General features: G+C 74.1%; 15 protein-coding genes. 6 read left to right on the top strand and 9 right to left on the bottom strand.

The window, feature by feature from the left end; all coding sequences use genetic code 11:
* Positions 1-110 precede the first annotated feature (110 nt).
* The 3 genes from E4P39_RS12340 (at position 111) to E4P39_RS12330 (ending at position 1679) form a co-directional block, all read left to right on the top strand.
* Positions 111-557 (top strand): STAS domain-containing protein, encoded by a 447-nt coding sequence (locus E4P39_RS12340; RefSeq protein WP_167761824.1) that lies wholly within the window; start codon positions 111-113, stop codon positions 555-557.
* Positions 558-630: 73 nt separating this feature from the next.
* Positions 631-1212, top strand: coding sequence for an HhH-GPD-type base excision DNA repair protein (locus tag E4P39_RS12335; RefSeq protein ID WP_209306507.1), 582 nt, complete (start codon positions 631-633; stop codon positions 1210-1212).
* Between the two features lie 134 nt (positions 1213-1346).
* On the top strand, positions 1347-1679 hold the full coding sequence (locus E4P39_RS12330; RefSeq protein WP_135136881.1) for a DUF3099 domain-containing protein: 333 nt from the start codon (positions 1347-1349) through the stop codon (positions 1677-1679).
* Between the two features lie 10 nt (positions 1680-1689).
* On the opposite strand, the gene E4P39_RS12325 is transcribed toward E4P39_RS12330, so the two are convergent.
* Both E4P39_RS12325 and E4P39_RS12320 read right to left on the bottom strand, forming a co-directional pair.
* The gene (locus tag E4P39_RS12325) at positions 1690-2568 is read right to left on the bottom strand and encodes a PfkB family carbohydrate kinase (protein ID WP_135136880.1); all 879 of its coding nucleotides are present in this window, start codon (positions 2566-2568) and stop codon (positions 1690-1692) included.
* Positions 2569-2575: 7 nt separating this feature from the next.
* Positions 2576-3520 (bottom strand): pseudouridine-5'-phosphate glycosidase, encoded by a 945-nt coding sequence (locus E4P39_RS12320; RefSeq protein ID WP_209306506.1) that lies wholly within the window; start codon positions 3518-3520, stop codon positions 2576-2578.
* A 103-nt stretch (positions 3521-3623) separates the two neighbouring features.
* Between E4P39_RS12320 and E4P39_RS12315 the strand changes: the two genes are divergently transcribed.
* The gene (locus E4P39_RS12315) at positions 3624-3854 is read left to right on the top strand and encodes a DUF3039 domain-containing protein (protein ID WP_135136878.1); all 231 of its coding nucleotides are present in this window, start codon (positions 3624-3626) and stop codon (positions 3852-3854) included.
* Positions 3855-3967: 113 nt separating this feature from the next.
* On the opposite strand, the gene E4P39_RS12310 is transcribed toward E4P39_RS12315, so the two are convergent.
* The 5 genes from E4P39_RS12310 to ppgK form a co-directional block, all read right to left on the bottom strand.
* A complete protein-coding gene (locus tag E4P39_RS12310) occupies positions 3968-5047 on the bottom strand; it encodes a YhjD/YihY/BrkB family envelope integrity protein (RefSeq protein ID WP_135136877.1) in 1080 nt (359 codons plus the stop codon).
* A gap of 105 nt (positions 5048-5152) precedes the next feature.
* Positions 5153-7591, bottom strand: coding sequence for a VanW family protein (locus tag E4P39_RS12305; protein WP_135136876.1), 2439 nt, complete (start codon positions 7589-7591; stop codon positions 5153-5155).
* A gap of 142 nt (positions 7592-7733) precedes the next feature.
* Positions 7734-7949, bottom strand: a complete 216-nt coding sequence (locus E4P39_RS12300; protein ID WP_135136875.1) for a hypothetical protein — start codon at positions 7947-7949, stop codon at positions 7734-7736.
* Positions 7950-8416: 467 nt separating this feature from the next.
* Positions 8417-9817 carry an RNA polymerase sigma factor gene (locus E4P39_RS12295; RefSeq protein ID WP_135136874.1) on the bottom strand — a complete coding sequence of 467 codons (1401 nt, stop codon included), beginning with the start codon at positions 9815-9817 and terminating at the stop codon, positions 8417-8419.
* Between the two features lie 329 nt (positions 9818-10146).
* A complete protein-coding gene (gene ppgK, locus E4P39_RS12290) occupies positions 10147-10890 on the bottom strand; it encodes a polyphosphate--glucose phosphotransferase (protein WP_135136873.1) in 744 nt (247 codons plus the stop codon).
* 56 nt (positions 10891-10946) lie between these two features.
* Here ppgK and E4P39_RS12285 point away from each other — a divergent pair, with 56 nt between their 5' ends.
* The gene (locus E4P39_RS12285) at positions 10947-11774 is read left to right on the top strand and encodes an inositol monophosphatase family protein (protein WP_245159795.1); all 828 of its coding nucleotides are present in this window, start codon (positions 10947-10949) and stop codon (positions 11772-11774) included.
* Between the two features lie 7 nt (positions 11775-11781).
* Here the strand turns inward: E4P39_RS12285 and E4P39_RS12280 are convergent, their stop codons facing one another.
* The gene (locus E4P39_RS12280; protein ID WP_135136872.1) at positions 11782-12315 is read right to left on the bottom strand and encodes a LytR C-terminal domain-containing protein; all 534 of its coding nucleotides are present in this window, start codon (positions 12313-12315) and stop codon (positions 11782-11784) included.
* A gap of 108 nt (positions 12316-12423) precedes the next feature.
* Positions 12424-13470, bottom strand: a complete 1047-nt coding sequence (locus E4P39_RS12275) for a phosphotransferase family protein (protein WP_135136871.1) — start codon at positions 13468-13470, stop codon at positions 12424-12426.
* Between the two features lie 355 nt (positions 13471-13825).
* On the opposite strand from E4P39_RS12275, the gene E4P39_RS12270 reads away from it, so the two are divergent.
* Complete coding sequence (locus E4P39_RS12270; RefSeq protein ID WP_089335018.1) at positions 13826-14128, top strand: DUF4193 domain-containing protein; 303 nt, start codon at positions 13826-13828, stop codon at positions 14126-14128.
* The last annotated feature ends 182 nt before the right edge of the window (positions 14129-14310 follow it).

Here is a 14310-nt window from a genome sequence, read left to right as displayed (position 1 = left end):
CCGCCCGGGCACGCGGGCGGCGTATCTTCCCTGGCGCGAACCCGTGCTGTGCACCGATGGCCGGTGGCCTCCTTCGCCGGCGGCCGCGGTGAGCGGGGCAGGAGGTGCACGTGCACACGTACCCCGAGCAACGGCCTCCCGCCGGGTCCATCACGATCGAGCACGAGGGCGCGGATCGCCGGGTGCTGTGCCTGCGCGGCGACGTGGACACCGAGGTGGCGGCGCGGTTCACGAGCTCGCAGGGCCGCGAGCGGGTCGCGGTCGACGCGATCGACGCCGGCGCCGTGACCTTCATCAGCTCATCCGGACTCGCCCTCCTGCTGCTCTGCGTCGAGGCGTCCCGCGCCGCCGGCCGGCACCCGTTGCTGCGCGCGGCGTCCCGGTCGGTCGACCGGGCCCTGCGGATGGCGGGCATCGACAGCGTCTTCCCGCGCCCGGAGCCGGACGAGGGCCCGGCCCCGCATGCGGGGAGCGCCGCAGGGAACGGCGACGCGGCGACCACCCCGTCGCAGGCTTCGGCGCCCGGCGCCCGGCGCCCGGCGCCCGGCGCCCGGTGATCGGCGCCGGTGTCCGTCCCGGCCGTGCGGAGCGCGAGGCTGCCCGGGACGGCGATGCGGCAGGATCGCAGGGGTGCCGAACCTTTCGATCGCCCAGGACGCCGCGGCCGACGAGCTGCTCGGCCGGGACCCCCTGGCGCTGCTCCTCGGGATGCTGCTCGACCAGCAGTTCCCGATGGAGCGTGCCTTCGGGTCCCCGCGCCTGCTGGCCGATCGCCTCGGTGTGCAGAGCCTCTCGGCCGAGGACCTGGCCGCGATGGACGCCGAGGACCTCGTCCGCGTGTTCCAGGGGCCGCCGGCGCTGCACCGGTACCCCGGCTCGATGGCCGCCCGGACCCAGGAGCTGTGCCGCCTGCTGGTCGAGCGGTACGACGGCCGCGCCGAGAACCTCTGGGCCGACGTCCCGGACGGGGCGACGCTGCTGAAGCGTCTGGGGGAACTGCCGGGCTTCGGGGCGCAGAAGTCGAAGATCTTCGTGGCGCTGCTCGGCAAGCAGTACGGCGCGACGCCACCGGGCTGGCGCGAGGCCGCGGGCGACTACGGCGCCGACGGCGCCCGGAGGTCCGTCGCGGACATCACCGGTCCCGAGTCGCTGGCCGAGGTGCGAGCGTTCAAGCAGGAGCAGAAACAGGCGGCCAAGGCCGCGAAGGCGTAGCGACGGAAAGAGCAGGATCCGGGCACGACAGGCACGGGCGCCGCCCCGATCGCGGTGGCACCATGGGGCGCGTACCGGGGCGTGCCGGGGACGATGTCCCCCGGACCCCGGTCAGCTGAGGGGATGGATTGCCCGTGGCGTCGAGCCAGCAGTTCCCGCGGCCGCGCACGCCGGAGCCGGTGCTCATCACCGAGGCCGAGCCGAGCCGGGCCGAGCAGCACGCCGCCCGGAAGAAGCGCTACGCGATCACGATGGGCATCCGCGGGATCTGCATCGTCCTCGCCGCGGTCTTCCACCAGATCCTGTGGCTGATGCTCGTCTTCGCGATCCTGGGTGCGGTGCTGCCCTGGATCGCCGTGGTCATGGCCAACGACGGGCCCCCGAAGAAGCGCCTGCACGTCAGCCACTACGACGCGCGCCCGGACCGGGTCCTGGAGCAGCGGCCCACCCGCGTCATCGACGGCTGAGACCGCCGGCTCAGCGGGCGCCGGGACGCCGGACGACCTCGGCGGCCAGCGCCAGGCCGGCGTCGAGTGCCGTGACCGGGTCGGGCTCGCGGCCCGCGGTGAGCCACGCCGCCAGCAGGCCCGCGGCGAACGCGTCGCCCGCTCCCGTCGTGTCGACCACCTCCGTCGCCTGGGCCGGCCGGTGGACCAGCGCCGTCCCGGCGGCCCACACCGCACCCTCGGCGCCGAGGCTCACCGCCACCACCGGGTGATGCACCGCGAGGGCTCGGGCGGCGTCGACGGCGTCCGTGCAGCCGGTGAGCAGGCACGCCTCGTCCGCGTTCGGCAGCAGCACGGTGGCGGCCGCGGTGTCCGCCAGCCACCGGTCCACGCCGTAGCGGCGCAGCGGCTCCGTGGAGGCTGGGTCCACCGAGACGGTGCAGCCGGCCGTGACGGCGGCCGCCAGCGCTCCGAGGCCGGCCGCCCGGGGACCGGGGTCCAGCAGCGTGTACCCGGACAGGTGCAGGTGGCCGCCCTGGGACAGGGGAGGGACGTCCCCGGGTTCCAGCTCGAGGTTGGCGCCCCGGTCGGCCAGCATGCTCCGCTGTCCGCCCGGCTCGACCAGGCTGACGACGACGCCGGTGGCGGCCCCGGCCACCGTCCGCAGGGCCGGCTGCACCCCGGCCGCGGCCAGCTCCGCGCGGAGGACGGACGCCGCGGCGTCGTCCCCCACGCAGCCGGCCAGCTGCACGGGAATCCCCAGCCGGGCGAGATGGACGGCGACGTTCGCGCCGGCGCCGCCGCCGCGGGTGCGGATCGACGCCGGGCGGTCCGAGCCCGGCGCCGGGTCGCCCGTCAGCGCGACCACCACGTCGGTGGCCACGTCCCCGACCACCACGACCGGCCGCATCGCGGGCTCAGGCGGCGCGTGCGGACAGCGCGACCGCGATCTGCCCGGCCAGCTCGGCGTTGCGCAGCACCAGGCGGACGTTGACCGCCAGGGTCGCGCCGGCACTGGCCCGGTGCAGGTGGTCGAGGACGAACGGGGTCAGCGCCTTGCCCCGGACCCCGGCCTGCTCCGCGGCGGCGAGCGCGCCGGCGATCACGCGATCGTGCAGCGCCGGGTCCAGCTGCTCGCCGGCGGGCAGGGGATTGGCCACGACCAGGGCGCCGGGGACGAGGTCGCGGCGCTCGGCGAAGACGGCGGCGGCCTGCTCCGGGTCCCCCACCGACCAGTCGAGGGTCGCACCCGAGTCGGCGACGTAGAAGCCCGGGAACGTCGTCGTCCGGTAGCCGACGACGCTGACCGACAGGCTCTCCAGCCGCTCGAGGGTGGCGGGCACGTCGAGGATCGACTTCACCCCGGCACACACGACGACGAGGGGGATCCGGGACAGCGCCGTGAGGTCCGCCGACTCGTCGAAGGTCTCCGCCGCCTCCCGGTGGACTCCGCCCAGGCCGCCGGTCGCGAACACATCGATCCCGGCGGTGGCGGCGAGCAGGGCGGTGCTGGCGACCGTCGTCGCCCCGCTCAGGCCGAGCGCGACCGCCACGGGCAGGTCCCGGATCCCGAGCTTGGCGAGGCCGGGGTCGGCGCAGACCCGGTCGAGCTGCCCGGAGGTGAGCCCCACGTGCGGCACGCCGTCGAGGACGGCGATGGTCGCGGGGACCGCTCCGCCGGCGCGGACCGCGGCCTCGACCTCGTCCGCGGCGGCCCGGTTGTCCGGGCGGGGGAGCCCGTGGGCGAGAAGAGTGCTCTCCAGGGCGACGACGGGCCGGCCGGCGTCCAGGGCGGCCCGGACCTCCGGGGACGGCACTGCTCGGGTGCCCCGTGGGGGAGCGGGGGAGTGGTCGGGCTGCACCCTGACATCATGAGGGCGGCGCGGCCGCGCCCCGTGCCCAGTCCTGTCCGGCGGGAGAGCGGGCGGCCGCCGGCATCCGTCCCGTCGATGCAGGGAGACCACCGTGAGCAGCAGCGACATCCTGGAGCGGCCCGATACCCGCGAGTCCGACACAGGCCGTGCGAACGAGGTCTTCCACTACGTCCGGAAGAACAAGATCGCCGAGAGCGCGGTCATGGGGACGATGGTGGAGGCGCTCTGCGGCGAGGTCTTCCCCGTCACCAAGACCCCGAAGCCGGGCAGTCCGGTGTGCCCGGCCTGCAAGGAGATCTACGAGCAGCTCAAGAAGGAGTAGCGCAGCGCTGTCGTCCCGAGTGGCCCCGGAGGGGTCCGCGTAGGGACGACGAAACGGCTCCGCGCGGCAGGGGGACGGCCCCTGGCCGCGGTGCGGCCCGGAGGATCGCCGTGTCACAACAGCCCGAGCCTGCGGGCCTCCTCGAGCTTGGCGGCCCGGCGCTCCCGGCGGCGGCGCTCGTGGCGCCGCAGGGGCGCCGGCCAGCGGGCCTGGATCGTGGCGTTGAGCTCCGCCCCGAGCAGCACGGCCATGCCGAAGAAGAAGCAGAACAGCAGCGCGCCGATGGGAGCGGCCAGGGCGCCGTAGGGCAGCGCCGTGGTGAGGATGTCGGCCACGTAGGTCCGCAGGAGCAGCGCGGCGAGCAGGAAGAACGCCACGGCGAGCACCGAACCCGGCAGGTGCCTGCGCCACGGCAGCCGGTGCGGCAGCACCACGTGGTAGAAGCTGGTCAGCGCCAGGAGCAGGCCGATCAGCACCAGCGGCCAGTAGACGGCGTCGATGAGCACCGTGGCCGTGTTCCGCCAGTCGCGGGGTAGCAGCCCGACCAGCACCTCGCGGCCGAGGACCAGCAGCGGCAGGGTCAGCACCGCCATGACCATGCCGACGACGAACAGCCAGAGCGCCTTGAGCCGCGTCCGGATCGGTCCGCGCACGTCGCGCTGGTCGTAGGCGATCACGATCGTGTTCATGAACGTGGCGGTGGCCGACGACCCCGCCCAGAGGGACAGCAGGAAGCCGAGGCTGAGCAGGTCGAGGCGCCCGGAGCCCAGGATGTCGTCCAGGGTCGGGGCCACCAGGTTGTCCACGACGCCGGGTGTCAGCACCTCGGCCGACGCCGTCAGGAGCCGTTCCTCGATCTCGCGCACCGACGCATCGCCGATCACCGAGCCGAGGTAGCCCAGCGACCCGAGCAGCCCGATCAGCAGGGGCGGCACTGACAGGATCTGCCAGAACGCCGCCTCGGCCGACAGCCCGAGAATGCGGTCGTGCCAGGCCTTGGCCAGCGTCTGGCCGAGCAGCCGCAGCGGTACGGCGAGCGCGGGCGGCAACGCGTCGAGCCGCCCCGCGGCCGGCTCGGCCGCGCCGGCATGCGGGGCGCCGGTCGCCTCGCCGTCCTCGGCCCGGGCCGGCTCGCGCGCACCGTCGAGCGACCCGGCGTCCTCGGCGCGTGCCGGGGGCAGGACGGTGCTCATCCGCCCAGTGTGCACGGCGGGAGGGCGCAGACGGGCCGGTGCAGCGGCGACCCGCAGGGCGCCTCCCTCCGTCGGGTGAGCGGCCCGTCGTGGGAACGGGGCCGGTCAGCCGCCCGGCGGGGTGCCCTCCGGCGCCGGTGCGGGCTCGGACGGCGGGATGCACCGGATGATGGCCTCCGCGGCGTAGCGGGTGTTGAAGGTCTCCCGCCGCAGCTCCTGGCCCGAGTTGAGGTCGCGGAAGACGCGCGTGACGCTCACGTCGAACCCGGGGATCCCCGGCTGCGGCGTGCAGTTGCCGTCGTCGACCTTCTCCTGCTCGGTCGGCTGCCGGGGATTGGTCCGCGGGCCCTCGATCGCCTCGATCTCGTAGCGCTTGGTCCCGTAGAAGGTGACCGTGAGGGAGCCCGGCGTCCAGGCGGTGTCGATGTAGACCCCGGAGTCGGTGTCGTTGCGCCACTGCAGGTCGATGGCACCCTCGTACACCGTCGCCTCACGGCCGGCCGGGTACCGGCTGATGTAGAAGCTGTGCGGCTTGTGGAAGACGTCCTCGAGCCCGGCGAAGAACACCGCGTTGAACATCGTGGTGGCGAACTGGCTGATGCCGCCGCCGACCGCCTTCGACAGCTCGCCGTTCTGGATGACCGCGGCCTCGACGTAGCCCTGGGCGGTGCCGCGGGGTCCGGTGAACGTGTTCAGGCTGAAGGTCTCGCCCGGCATCACCAGGGCGCCGTCCACCTCGGCGGCCACGACGCGGATGTTCGTTCCGCTGGCCGCGCTGGTGAACCGCGTGGTGAAGCTGCTGATCTCCTCCTTGATCCCGAGGGCCTGAGCCTCCTCGGTGGTGAAGTCGGCCGGCACCGGGCCGAGCTCGGCCGTCACCGACCGCGGCGCGGGGGTGGCGAGCACGGGGATCAGCTGCTCGGCGAGCTTCGCCGGGTCCACGCCGGTGCCGTCCACCGAGGGGACGACGGTCACCGCCCCGCCCGAGATCTCGAAGTCCGCGTCCTTGGCCGGCGTGCCGAACGCCGACAGCTCCTCACCCAGGGCGGTCTGGAGCGCAGTCGGATCGATCGCGACGGCGAGCTCGCCGTCGTCCTGGGGCGTGAAGGTCAGCGACGCGGCGATCGCCTCCGCCGGCACCTCGGCCGATGTCGCCCCGTCCCCGCTGACCACCGCCACCGGCGCGGACACCGCCGGGGTGACCGTCTCCGCGAGCACCCGCTCCGCCTCGGCGCGATCCACGCGGACCGGCGTGATCTCCACCGGCATCTCGATCGGCGACTCCGGGTCGCGCCCGGAGGCGAGCGCCCCGGTGAGCGTGTCGGCAGCGCCCTCCTGGTCCAGTGCCCGTCCGTCGGCGGCGTCCACCACGCTGGGCGTGGTGCCCTCGAAGGTGATCGTGGCATCCACCGGTGCGCGGTCGACCAGCGCGGCGATGCTCTCGATCTGCGCCGACAGCGCGGTGTCCTCCGTGGCGATGACCGGCCGCACCTCGCGGTCGCCGAACAGCGTGACGAGCCGGGTCCACGGGTTGAGCGGCTGGTCGTCTGCGGCGTCCACCGTGCCGTCGACGTCGAGCGTGAGCCCTGCGGCGGCGGGGGAGAGGGTCGCCTCCACGTCGTCGGCGACGACGGTGCGGTCGGCGGCGACCGTGGGTGCGAGTTCGCGTTCCAGCGTCGTGGCAGCGGCGGCGGGGGACAGTCCGCCGATGTCCACGCCGGCGACGACGGTGGACCTCGGGATGCTGCCCTGTGCAACGGCGAGGTCGACGCCGTAGGCGGCCGCGAGCACGGCGACGGCACCGGCAGGGACGAGCACGGCACGGCGCCGCCACCAGGGGGCGCGCGGTCCGGCCGGAGGCAGGTCGCCATCAGGCGGGCGGCGGCCCGACGTCCTGGGCGGCTGGTCGACAGCCGGGTCGGCGGCGGCCGGGCGGTCGGCGGCGGCCGGGCGGTCGGTCGGCGCCGGGGCGGCCGCGAGGTCAGACCTGGTCAGATCGATCTTCTGCGTGCCGTAGTCGTCCTCGCCCGGAAAGGGGGCACCGGGACGTTCGTCGCCGGCCGGCGCCCGGTCGGCTCCGGTCCCGACGGCGTCGTCGTCCAGGACGAGCCGCGCCGTCTCGTCGTCCGTGCTGGTCGGACCCGCGGACGACGCGATGGTCTCGGCACCGGAGGACGTCGTGCCGGACGAGGAGGGATCGGCGGCGTCGGGGACTTCCGGCGTCGAGCGCCCCGGCTCTCCGGCCTGGGGCGCGCCCAGCTGCCAGTCCCGGGTCACCGGGCGGGTGTCGTCCGCCTCGACCTCGCGCGCGGCGTGGGCACCGACGCCACCGCCCGGCGTGGCGCCGTTCGGCACCTGCGGGGAGTGCCCAGCCGGTTCGGCGGCGTGCTCGGGAGGGAGGGAGGTGTCCGGCCGGTCGTCGGCCTCGGCTGGTTGGCGTGCGGGTGCCGCGGCGGAGGGCCGTCCGTCCAGCGGCGGGCGCCCGTCGGGAGCGTCGCCGCGGAACCGCACGGTCTCATCCGGTGCGGGGGGGTGCTGGGACATGGGGGAATCCTCCGGTGGCCGTCGACCGGGGGTCCCCCGAGATGACGGAGCCGCCGGCCCGACGCCCGCACGAGGCGGGACGTCGGACGCGGCGGCGTCGTCGGGTGAAGCTTTCATCGCGGGCGAGACGATACGGGCTCGCTCAGTTGGTGACGCGCTGCTCGCCGTCCGTGTCGATGATGTGGACGGCGATGTCCCGGAGCTTGCTCTCGTACTCGCGGGCGTGGTGCCCGCAGAAGACGAGGTCGCTGCCGCTCGCGAGAACGACGCGAACCTTGGCCAGTGCACCGCAACGGTCGCAGTGGAAGGGCACGACCAGGTCGTCGGCGGGCGGGGTCGTCGTCAGCGTCTGTGTCATCTGGTCATCACTCGCTCTCTACCGCACGGACCCGCAGGTGCGGATCGGCCTCTTGCACAGCGCCAGGATGGACCCTCCGATTCCCGATCCGCTCCAGTGGTCGTCGGACTCGCCGGGGACGGTGAGGCCGGGGCCACTGGGGCTGTTGATGGGGCGCGAAGCAGAGGACTGTCGCTGGCTCGTACTGATCGGATGGAACTGATGGTGCGTGGTTCTGCCTTCGTCACCGGTAGTCGATCGCCGGCTGTGGGTCCGCTGCTTGTCTGACCTCGCCCACGCTACGCCGCTTACCCGGGGGGTGCGCCGCTGCAACCCGCACCTAGCGCGCACGAGTGAGATCGTGACCAACCCGATACAACGCCCAGCACTGCGGTGCGGGTGTTGTGCATGCATTACGCGTACTGCATCACCCGCAATGTCGGTACAACACCCGCACAGCGAGGGGTTGAGGACGTGACAGGACTCACTCAGTCCAGGTAGTCGCGGAGCACCTGGGAGCGGCTGGGGTGACGCAGCTTCGACATGGTCTTGGACTCGATCTGCCGGATCCGCTCGCGCGTGACCCCGTAGACCTGGCCGATCTCGTCGAGGGTCCGCGGCTGGCCGTCGGTGAGCCCGAACCGCAGCCGGACGACGCCCGCCTCCCGCTCGGAGAGGGTCTGCAGCACGCTGGTCAGCTGGTCCTGCATCAGGGTGAAGCTCACCGCGTCCACGGCGACGACCGCTTCGGAGTCCTCGATGAAGTCACCGAGCTGGCTGTCGCCCTCGTCGCCGATGGTCTGGTCGAGGCTGATCGGCTCCCGGGCGTACTGCTGGATCTCCAGCACCTTGTCCGGGGTGATGTCCATCTCCTTGGCCAGCTCTTCCGGAGTGGGCTCGCGGCCCAGGTCCTGGAGCAGCTCACGCTGTATGCGGCCGAGCTTGTTGATGACCTCGACCATGTGCACCGGGATGCGGATGGTGCGGGCCTGGTCGGCCATCGCGCGGGTGATCGCCTGCCGGATCCACCAGGTGGCGTACGTGGAGAACTTGTAGCCCTTGGTGTAGTCGAACTTCTCGACGGCGCGGATCAGGCCGAGGTTGCCCTCCTGGATCAGGTCCAGGAACGCCATGCCGCGGCCGGTGTAGCGCTTGGCCAGGGAGACCACGAGGCGCAGGTTGGCCTCGAGCAGGTGGTTCTTGGCGCGCTCGCCGTCGCGGACGATCCAGTTGAGGTCCCGGCGCATCTGCGGCGAGATCTTCTGGTTCTCCTCCTCGACCTGGCGCAGCCGCTCGGCGCCGTAGAGCCCGGCCTCGATGCGCTTGGCGAGGTCGACCTCCTCCTCGGCGTTGAGCAGCGCGACCTTGCCGATCTGCTTGAGGTAGGCGCGGACCGAGTCGGCCGAGGCGGTGAGCTCGGCGTCCTTGCGGGCCTGCCGCAGGGCCTCCGACTCCTCCTCGTCGTCCCACTCGAAGTCGCCGCCCTCGGGAGCGGCCTCCTCCTCGGCGGCGACGGCCTCGACCGCGGGGCCGTCGGGACCGGCGACGACCGTCTCGTCGAGCTTGAGACCTGCGGCGCCGGCGTCGAGCACGGCGACGGCGGAGTCCCCGGTGGCCACGGCGGTCAGCACGGTGCCCTCACCGGCTCCGGGTGACGGCGCGATGGTCGGCTTGGCGCGGGTGCCCTTCGCGGGCGCCTTGGCGGCCGCGGACTTCGCCGGGGCGCGCTTGCGGGCCGGGGAGGCGCTGCCGGCCGGTGCAGTCTCCTCGGCCGGTGCCGTGGGCACCGAGGCACTGGCCCGGGGGGTCCGGGTACCGGCGGCGACCGTCCTCGTGCGCTCGGGGGCGCTCGCGGTGGGTGCTTCCGGTGCTGGCTGGTCGGCGGGCACTCAGTTTCCTTCCCGTACTGGGTTCGTTCCCCGGAAGACCGTCTGGTCTCCGGGCAGCGGCTCCGGCCGTCGTCCTGAACAGGGGAAGATCCCGGCAGTCCGGCGCAGCGTTCGACCGCTGGACGGGCAGGGGATGCCTCCCCGCTGGTCGGCGACGGGCTGGGGCTCTCTCATTGTAACGACGTGCACCGGTGATTCCACCGCCTCGGATCCGCAACCTGCCTCCGAGGGGGCGTTCTGCCTGCCCAGCAGTGCGGGATCACCCTCTGTGCTGCATCGGCCGCGAAGCGCCCGCGCTGACGTGCGGAGTCGCACGGCTCACTCCGTGCTCACCCGTCACGGCGCTCGTGAGCAGCCAGTGCGGCCCCCACGATGCCGGCGTCGTTCTGCAGTTCGGCGGCGAGCACGGGGGTGCGGGTGGACAGCAGGGGGACCCACTTCGCTGCCTTCTTGCTCACACCCCCGCCGACGATGATCAGGTCCGGCCACAGGCCGGCCTCCAGGACGTCGAGGTAGCGGTCGACCCGCTTCGCCCATTCGGGGTAGCTGAGGTCCTCGCGCTCACGGGCGGCGGCGGAGGCGCGCCGCTCGCCGTCCTCGCCGTCGACCTGGATGTGCCCGAACTCGGTGTTGGGCACGAGGTGGCCGTCGACGAAGAGGGCGCTGCCGATGCCGGTGCCGAACGTGAGCATCAGGACGACGCCGCGCCGGTCGCGGCCCGCGCCGTAGCGCATCTCCGCGATCCCGGCCGCGTCGGCGTCGTTCAGCGTCTCGACCGTCCCGGGGATCAGGGCGTCCAGGCCGGCGTCGACGTCGGTGCCGATCCAGCTCTTGTCGACGTTGGCCGCCGTGTGGGCGACCCCCCGCTTCATCACGCCGGGGAAGGTGACGCCGACCCGGCCGGTCCACTCGAACTGCGTCACGATCTCGGCCACCGCGGCGTACACGGAGGCGGGCAGCGACGGCTGCGGCGTCTCCACCCGGATCCGCTCCCCGAGCAGCCGGCCCTGCTCGAGGTCCACCAGGCATCCCTTGATGCCGCTACCGCCGATGTCCACACCGAAGCCCTGCACGCCCTCAGCGTAGTGATCAACGGCACCGGCCCGCTCGCCTGCGGCAGGATCGCCCCGTGCTGACTTCCGCCGCAGGTACGCCCGACCCCCAGGACCTCCTCGCCCTCGCCGTCGACACCGCCCGGGAGGCCGCCGCGCTGGTCGCCCGTGGCCGCGCCGGCGCCGCCGAGCAGGTGGACGTGAAGAGCAGCCCAGTCGACGTCGTCACCGCCGTGGACCGGGCGTGCGAGGAGCTCGTCGTCGGCCGTCTGCTGGCCGCCCGCCCCGAGGACGGCGTCCTGGGGGAGGAGGGCGCCTCGCGGGAGGGCTCGAGCGGGGTGCGCTGGGTGGTCGACCCCATCGACGGGACGGTGAACTTCCTCTACGACCTGCCGGCGTACGCGGTGTCGATCGCCGCCGAGGTGGACGGCGTGGTCCTGGCGGGCGCCGTCCTCAACGTCGCGACGGGGGAGCTGTTCACGGCCACGACCGGTGGTGGCGCCCACCTGGTGACGCCGTCCCGCCCGCAGCCGCTGCGGTTGCGCGGCAGCCGGCCGGCGTCGCTGGACCAGACCCTCGTCGCCACCGGATTCGGCTACCGGGTGGAGCAGCGGCGGGCGCAGGGTGCCGTGGTCGCCGAGCTCCTGACGCGGGTGCGCGACATCCGCCGCAACGGCAGCGCGGCGCTGGACCTGTGCTCCGCGGCCGCCGGGAGGGTGGACGCCTACTACGAGCTGCACCTCAACCCGTGGGACCACGCGGCCGGCGCGCTCGTCGCGGCGGAGGCCGGCCTGGTGGTCACCGGCCTGCCGGGGCGCCCGTTCGCGGAGCCGATGGCGATCGCCGCCGCGCCGTCGGTCGCGGAGGAGTTCGTCGGCCTGGTGGCCGCGCTGCACCCGGCGTGAGATCCGGTCAGCAGGCGGCGGCGTCCTCGGGCGGCGCGAGCGCCGCGGCCACCTCTTCCGGGGTGGCGAGGCCGGTGAACTCCGGCCCGATCACCAGGTCGACCTGCGCGGTGGCCCGGGTGTCGGGGTACTCGCCGGCATCGGGCAGGAAGGCGCCGAGGAACGCGGCCGCGTCCTTCCCGCGGGCGCCGAAGCGCACCTCGCCGGTGCCGGTCACCTCGCGGTCGCTGGGGTCGTTGGCGTACTCGGGCACGTTGAAGCCCCGGGTCGTCAGCTCGTCCCGCACGGTCTTCGCCAGGCCCGGCTCGTCGGTCGCGTTGAAGACGCGGACCGTCACGGTCGTGGGATCGAGCGAGGGCGGGGCCGCCTCGGCCGACGCGCAGGCGGCGGCCTGTTCGGCCTTGCGCTCGCTGTCCTGCTGGAGCACGTTCCACCAGACGGCGCCCGCGGCCACGGCGAGCACGAGCAGGAAGATCAGCGGCGGCAGCGGCCGGCGACCGCTGCGCGGGCGCACCGGGGGGCGTTCGGTGCGCAGCGTCACGGTCTCTCCTCGGCGCGGGACCGGCAGCGGCGGGGTGCCCGGAGGTCCGGGATGGCGCAGCGTGCGGGCGGGGTCGGTCGGACTCGAGTTTAGGGCCGTGGGCAGGCCCTAGATCGCACCGTCGTCCAGCGCGGCGCGTCCCAGTTCGACACAGGGGTCGATCCGCTCGCCGTACCCCGACGTGTCCTTGCCCGCCATGGCGCCGGCAGCCGAGCGGGCGACGATCCCGGCCATGATCGCCGCGAACTTGAAGAAGGCGAAACCCACGTACCAGTGCAGGTGGGAGAGGTCGGCGCCGGTGCGGTCGGCGTAGCGCTCCGCGATCTCCCGGCGGGTGGGGAAGCCGGGCAGCGTGGTCACCGGGCTCAGCGTGGTCGCCCGCTCCTCGCCGGCCTCCGGCCAGTAGACGAACATCATCCCGAGGTCGGTGAGCGGATCACCGAGCGTGGACATCTCCCAGTCGAGGACGGCGCGGATGCGGCCCGGGGTCGCCGGGTCGAGCAGGCAGTTGTCCAGCCGGTAGTCGCCGTGGACGACGCTCGACCGCTGGGCGACCGGAACGGACCGGGCCAGCCGCGCGCCGAGCGCGTCGAGGGCCGGCCGGTCGCGGTCGCGGGTCGCCTCCCACTGCTTGGTCCACCGGCGCACCTGACGGGCGGCGAATCCCTCCGGGCGCCCGAACTCCGACAGGCCGACGGCGTCGTAGTCGACGGTGTGCAGGTCCGCGAGCACGTCGATGAGCCCCTCGCCGACAGCGCGGCGCTGCGCCGGCTCGTCCGCGTAGCCGGGCGGGAACTCCCGGACGACGTGGATCCCCTCCACGCGCTCCATGACGTAGAAGGGCGCGCCGAGCACCGACTCGTCGGTGCAGAGGTGCAGGGTGCGCGGCACCGGGACTGGGGTCGGCCCGAGCGCGGAGATCACCCGGTGCTCCCGCGCCATGTCGTGCGCGGTGGCCAGGACCGCCCCCGTCGGCGGCCGCCGCAGGATCACCGCGTCGTCGGGCGAGCCGCCGTCCGGGGTGACCACGTACGTGAGGTTGGACATGCCTGCCGCGATGAGCTCGACGGTCACCGAGCGCCAGCGCTCGTCCCCGAGAGCCCCGGCCAGGTACGGCCCGACGACGGTTGGATCAGCACCCACGGGAGTCGACACGGCGGCAGGGTAACCTCTGGCGCTTCGACGGCCCGGGCGTCACGACGGGTTCCCATGTGTCGCCTCTCCGGGGGCGGGCACAAACGGGGACTGCGCGGCGTTGGGGGGCTGCTGGTCCTTCACAGCCGTCCACCCGGACGGCGGAAGGGCCGGCGCGGACCCGGAACCGGTCGCCCCCGCGGGAGACGGCACCGGTTCCCCGTCCGGCAGCACCACCGGCGCCGGGAGCCCCTGGATCGGGCCTCCGGCTCCCCGACCCACCGGTCGCCCCCGCGGCCGGCCACGACGACGACGCCCCCGCGTCGCGTCAGACGAGCGGGCAGGACGCCCGCTGTACCCGGAGGAGGGGCACACCATGGCCACCGATTACGACGCCCCGCGCCGCAACGAGGCCGACGAGCTCGGCGAGGACTCGCTCGAGGAGCTCAAGGCGCGGCGTGCCGAGGCGCAGTCCGCGTCGGTCGACGTCGACGAGACGGACTTCAACGAGAACCTCGAGCTGCCGGGCGCCGACCTGTCCGGCGAGGAGCTGACGGTTCGCGTGCTGCCCAAGCAGGAGGACGAGTTCACCTGCTCGCGCTGCTTCCTGGTGCAGCACCGCAGCCGGCTGGCGGCGACCAAGGGCGACCAGCTGTACTGCCGGGACTGCGCGGCCTGACCGCCGCAGGAGATCCGGTCCCGCGCACACGACCGGCCAGGGGAGGGACCCGATGACCGAGGACGGCACGCGCACCGGCGCGCCGCGGGACGTGCCGCCGCCGCGCCCGGTGGCCGCGCCCACCACGACCGTTCCGGCCGAGGAGACCGGCCTCGGCCGGGCCGCGCGCGCCCTGGCCGAGG

Origin of the sequence: Blastococcus sp. CT_GayMR19, assembly GCF_004570385.1 — a bacterium.
Lineage (GTDB): Bacteria > Actinomycetota > Actinomycetes > Mycobacteriales > Geodermatophilaceae > Blastococcus_B.
This window is presented reverse-complemented; position numbering and strand designations above follow the sequence as displayed.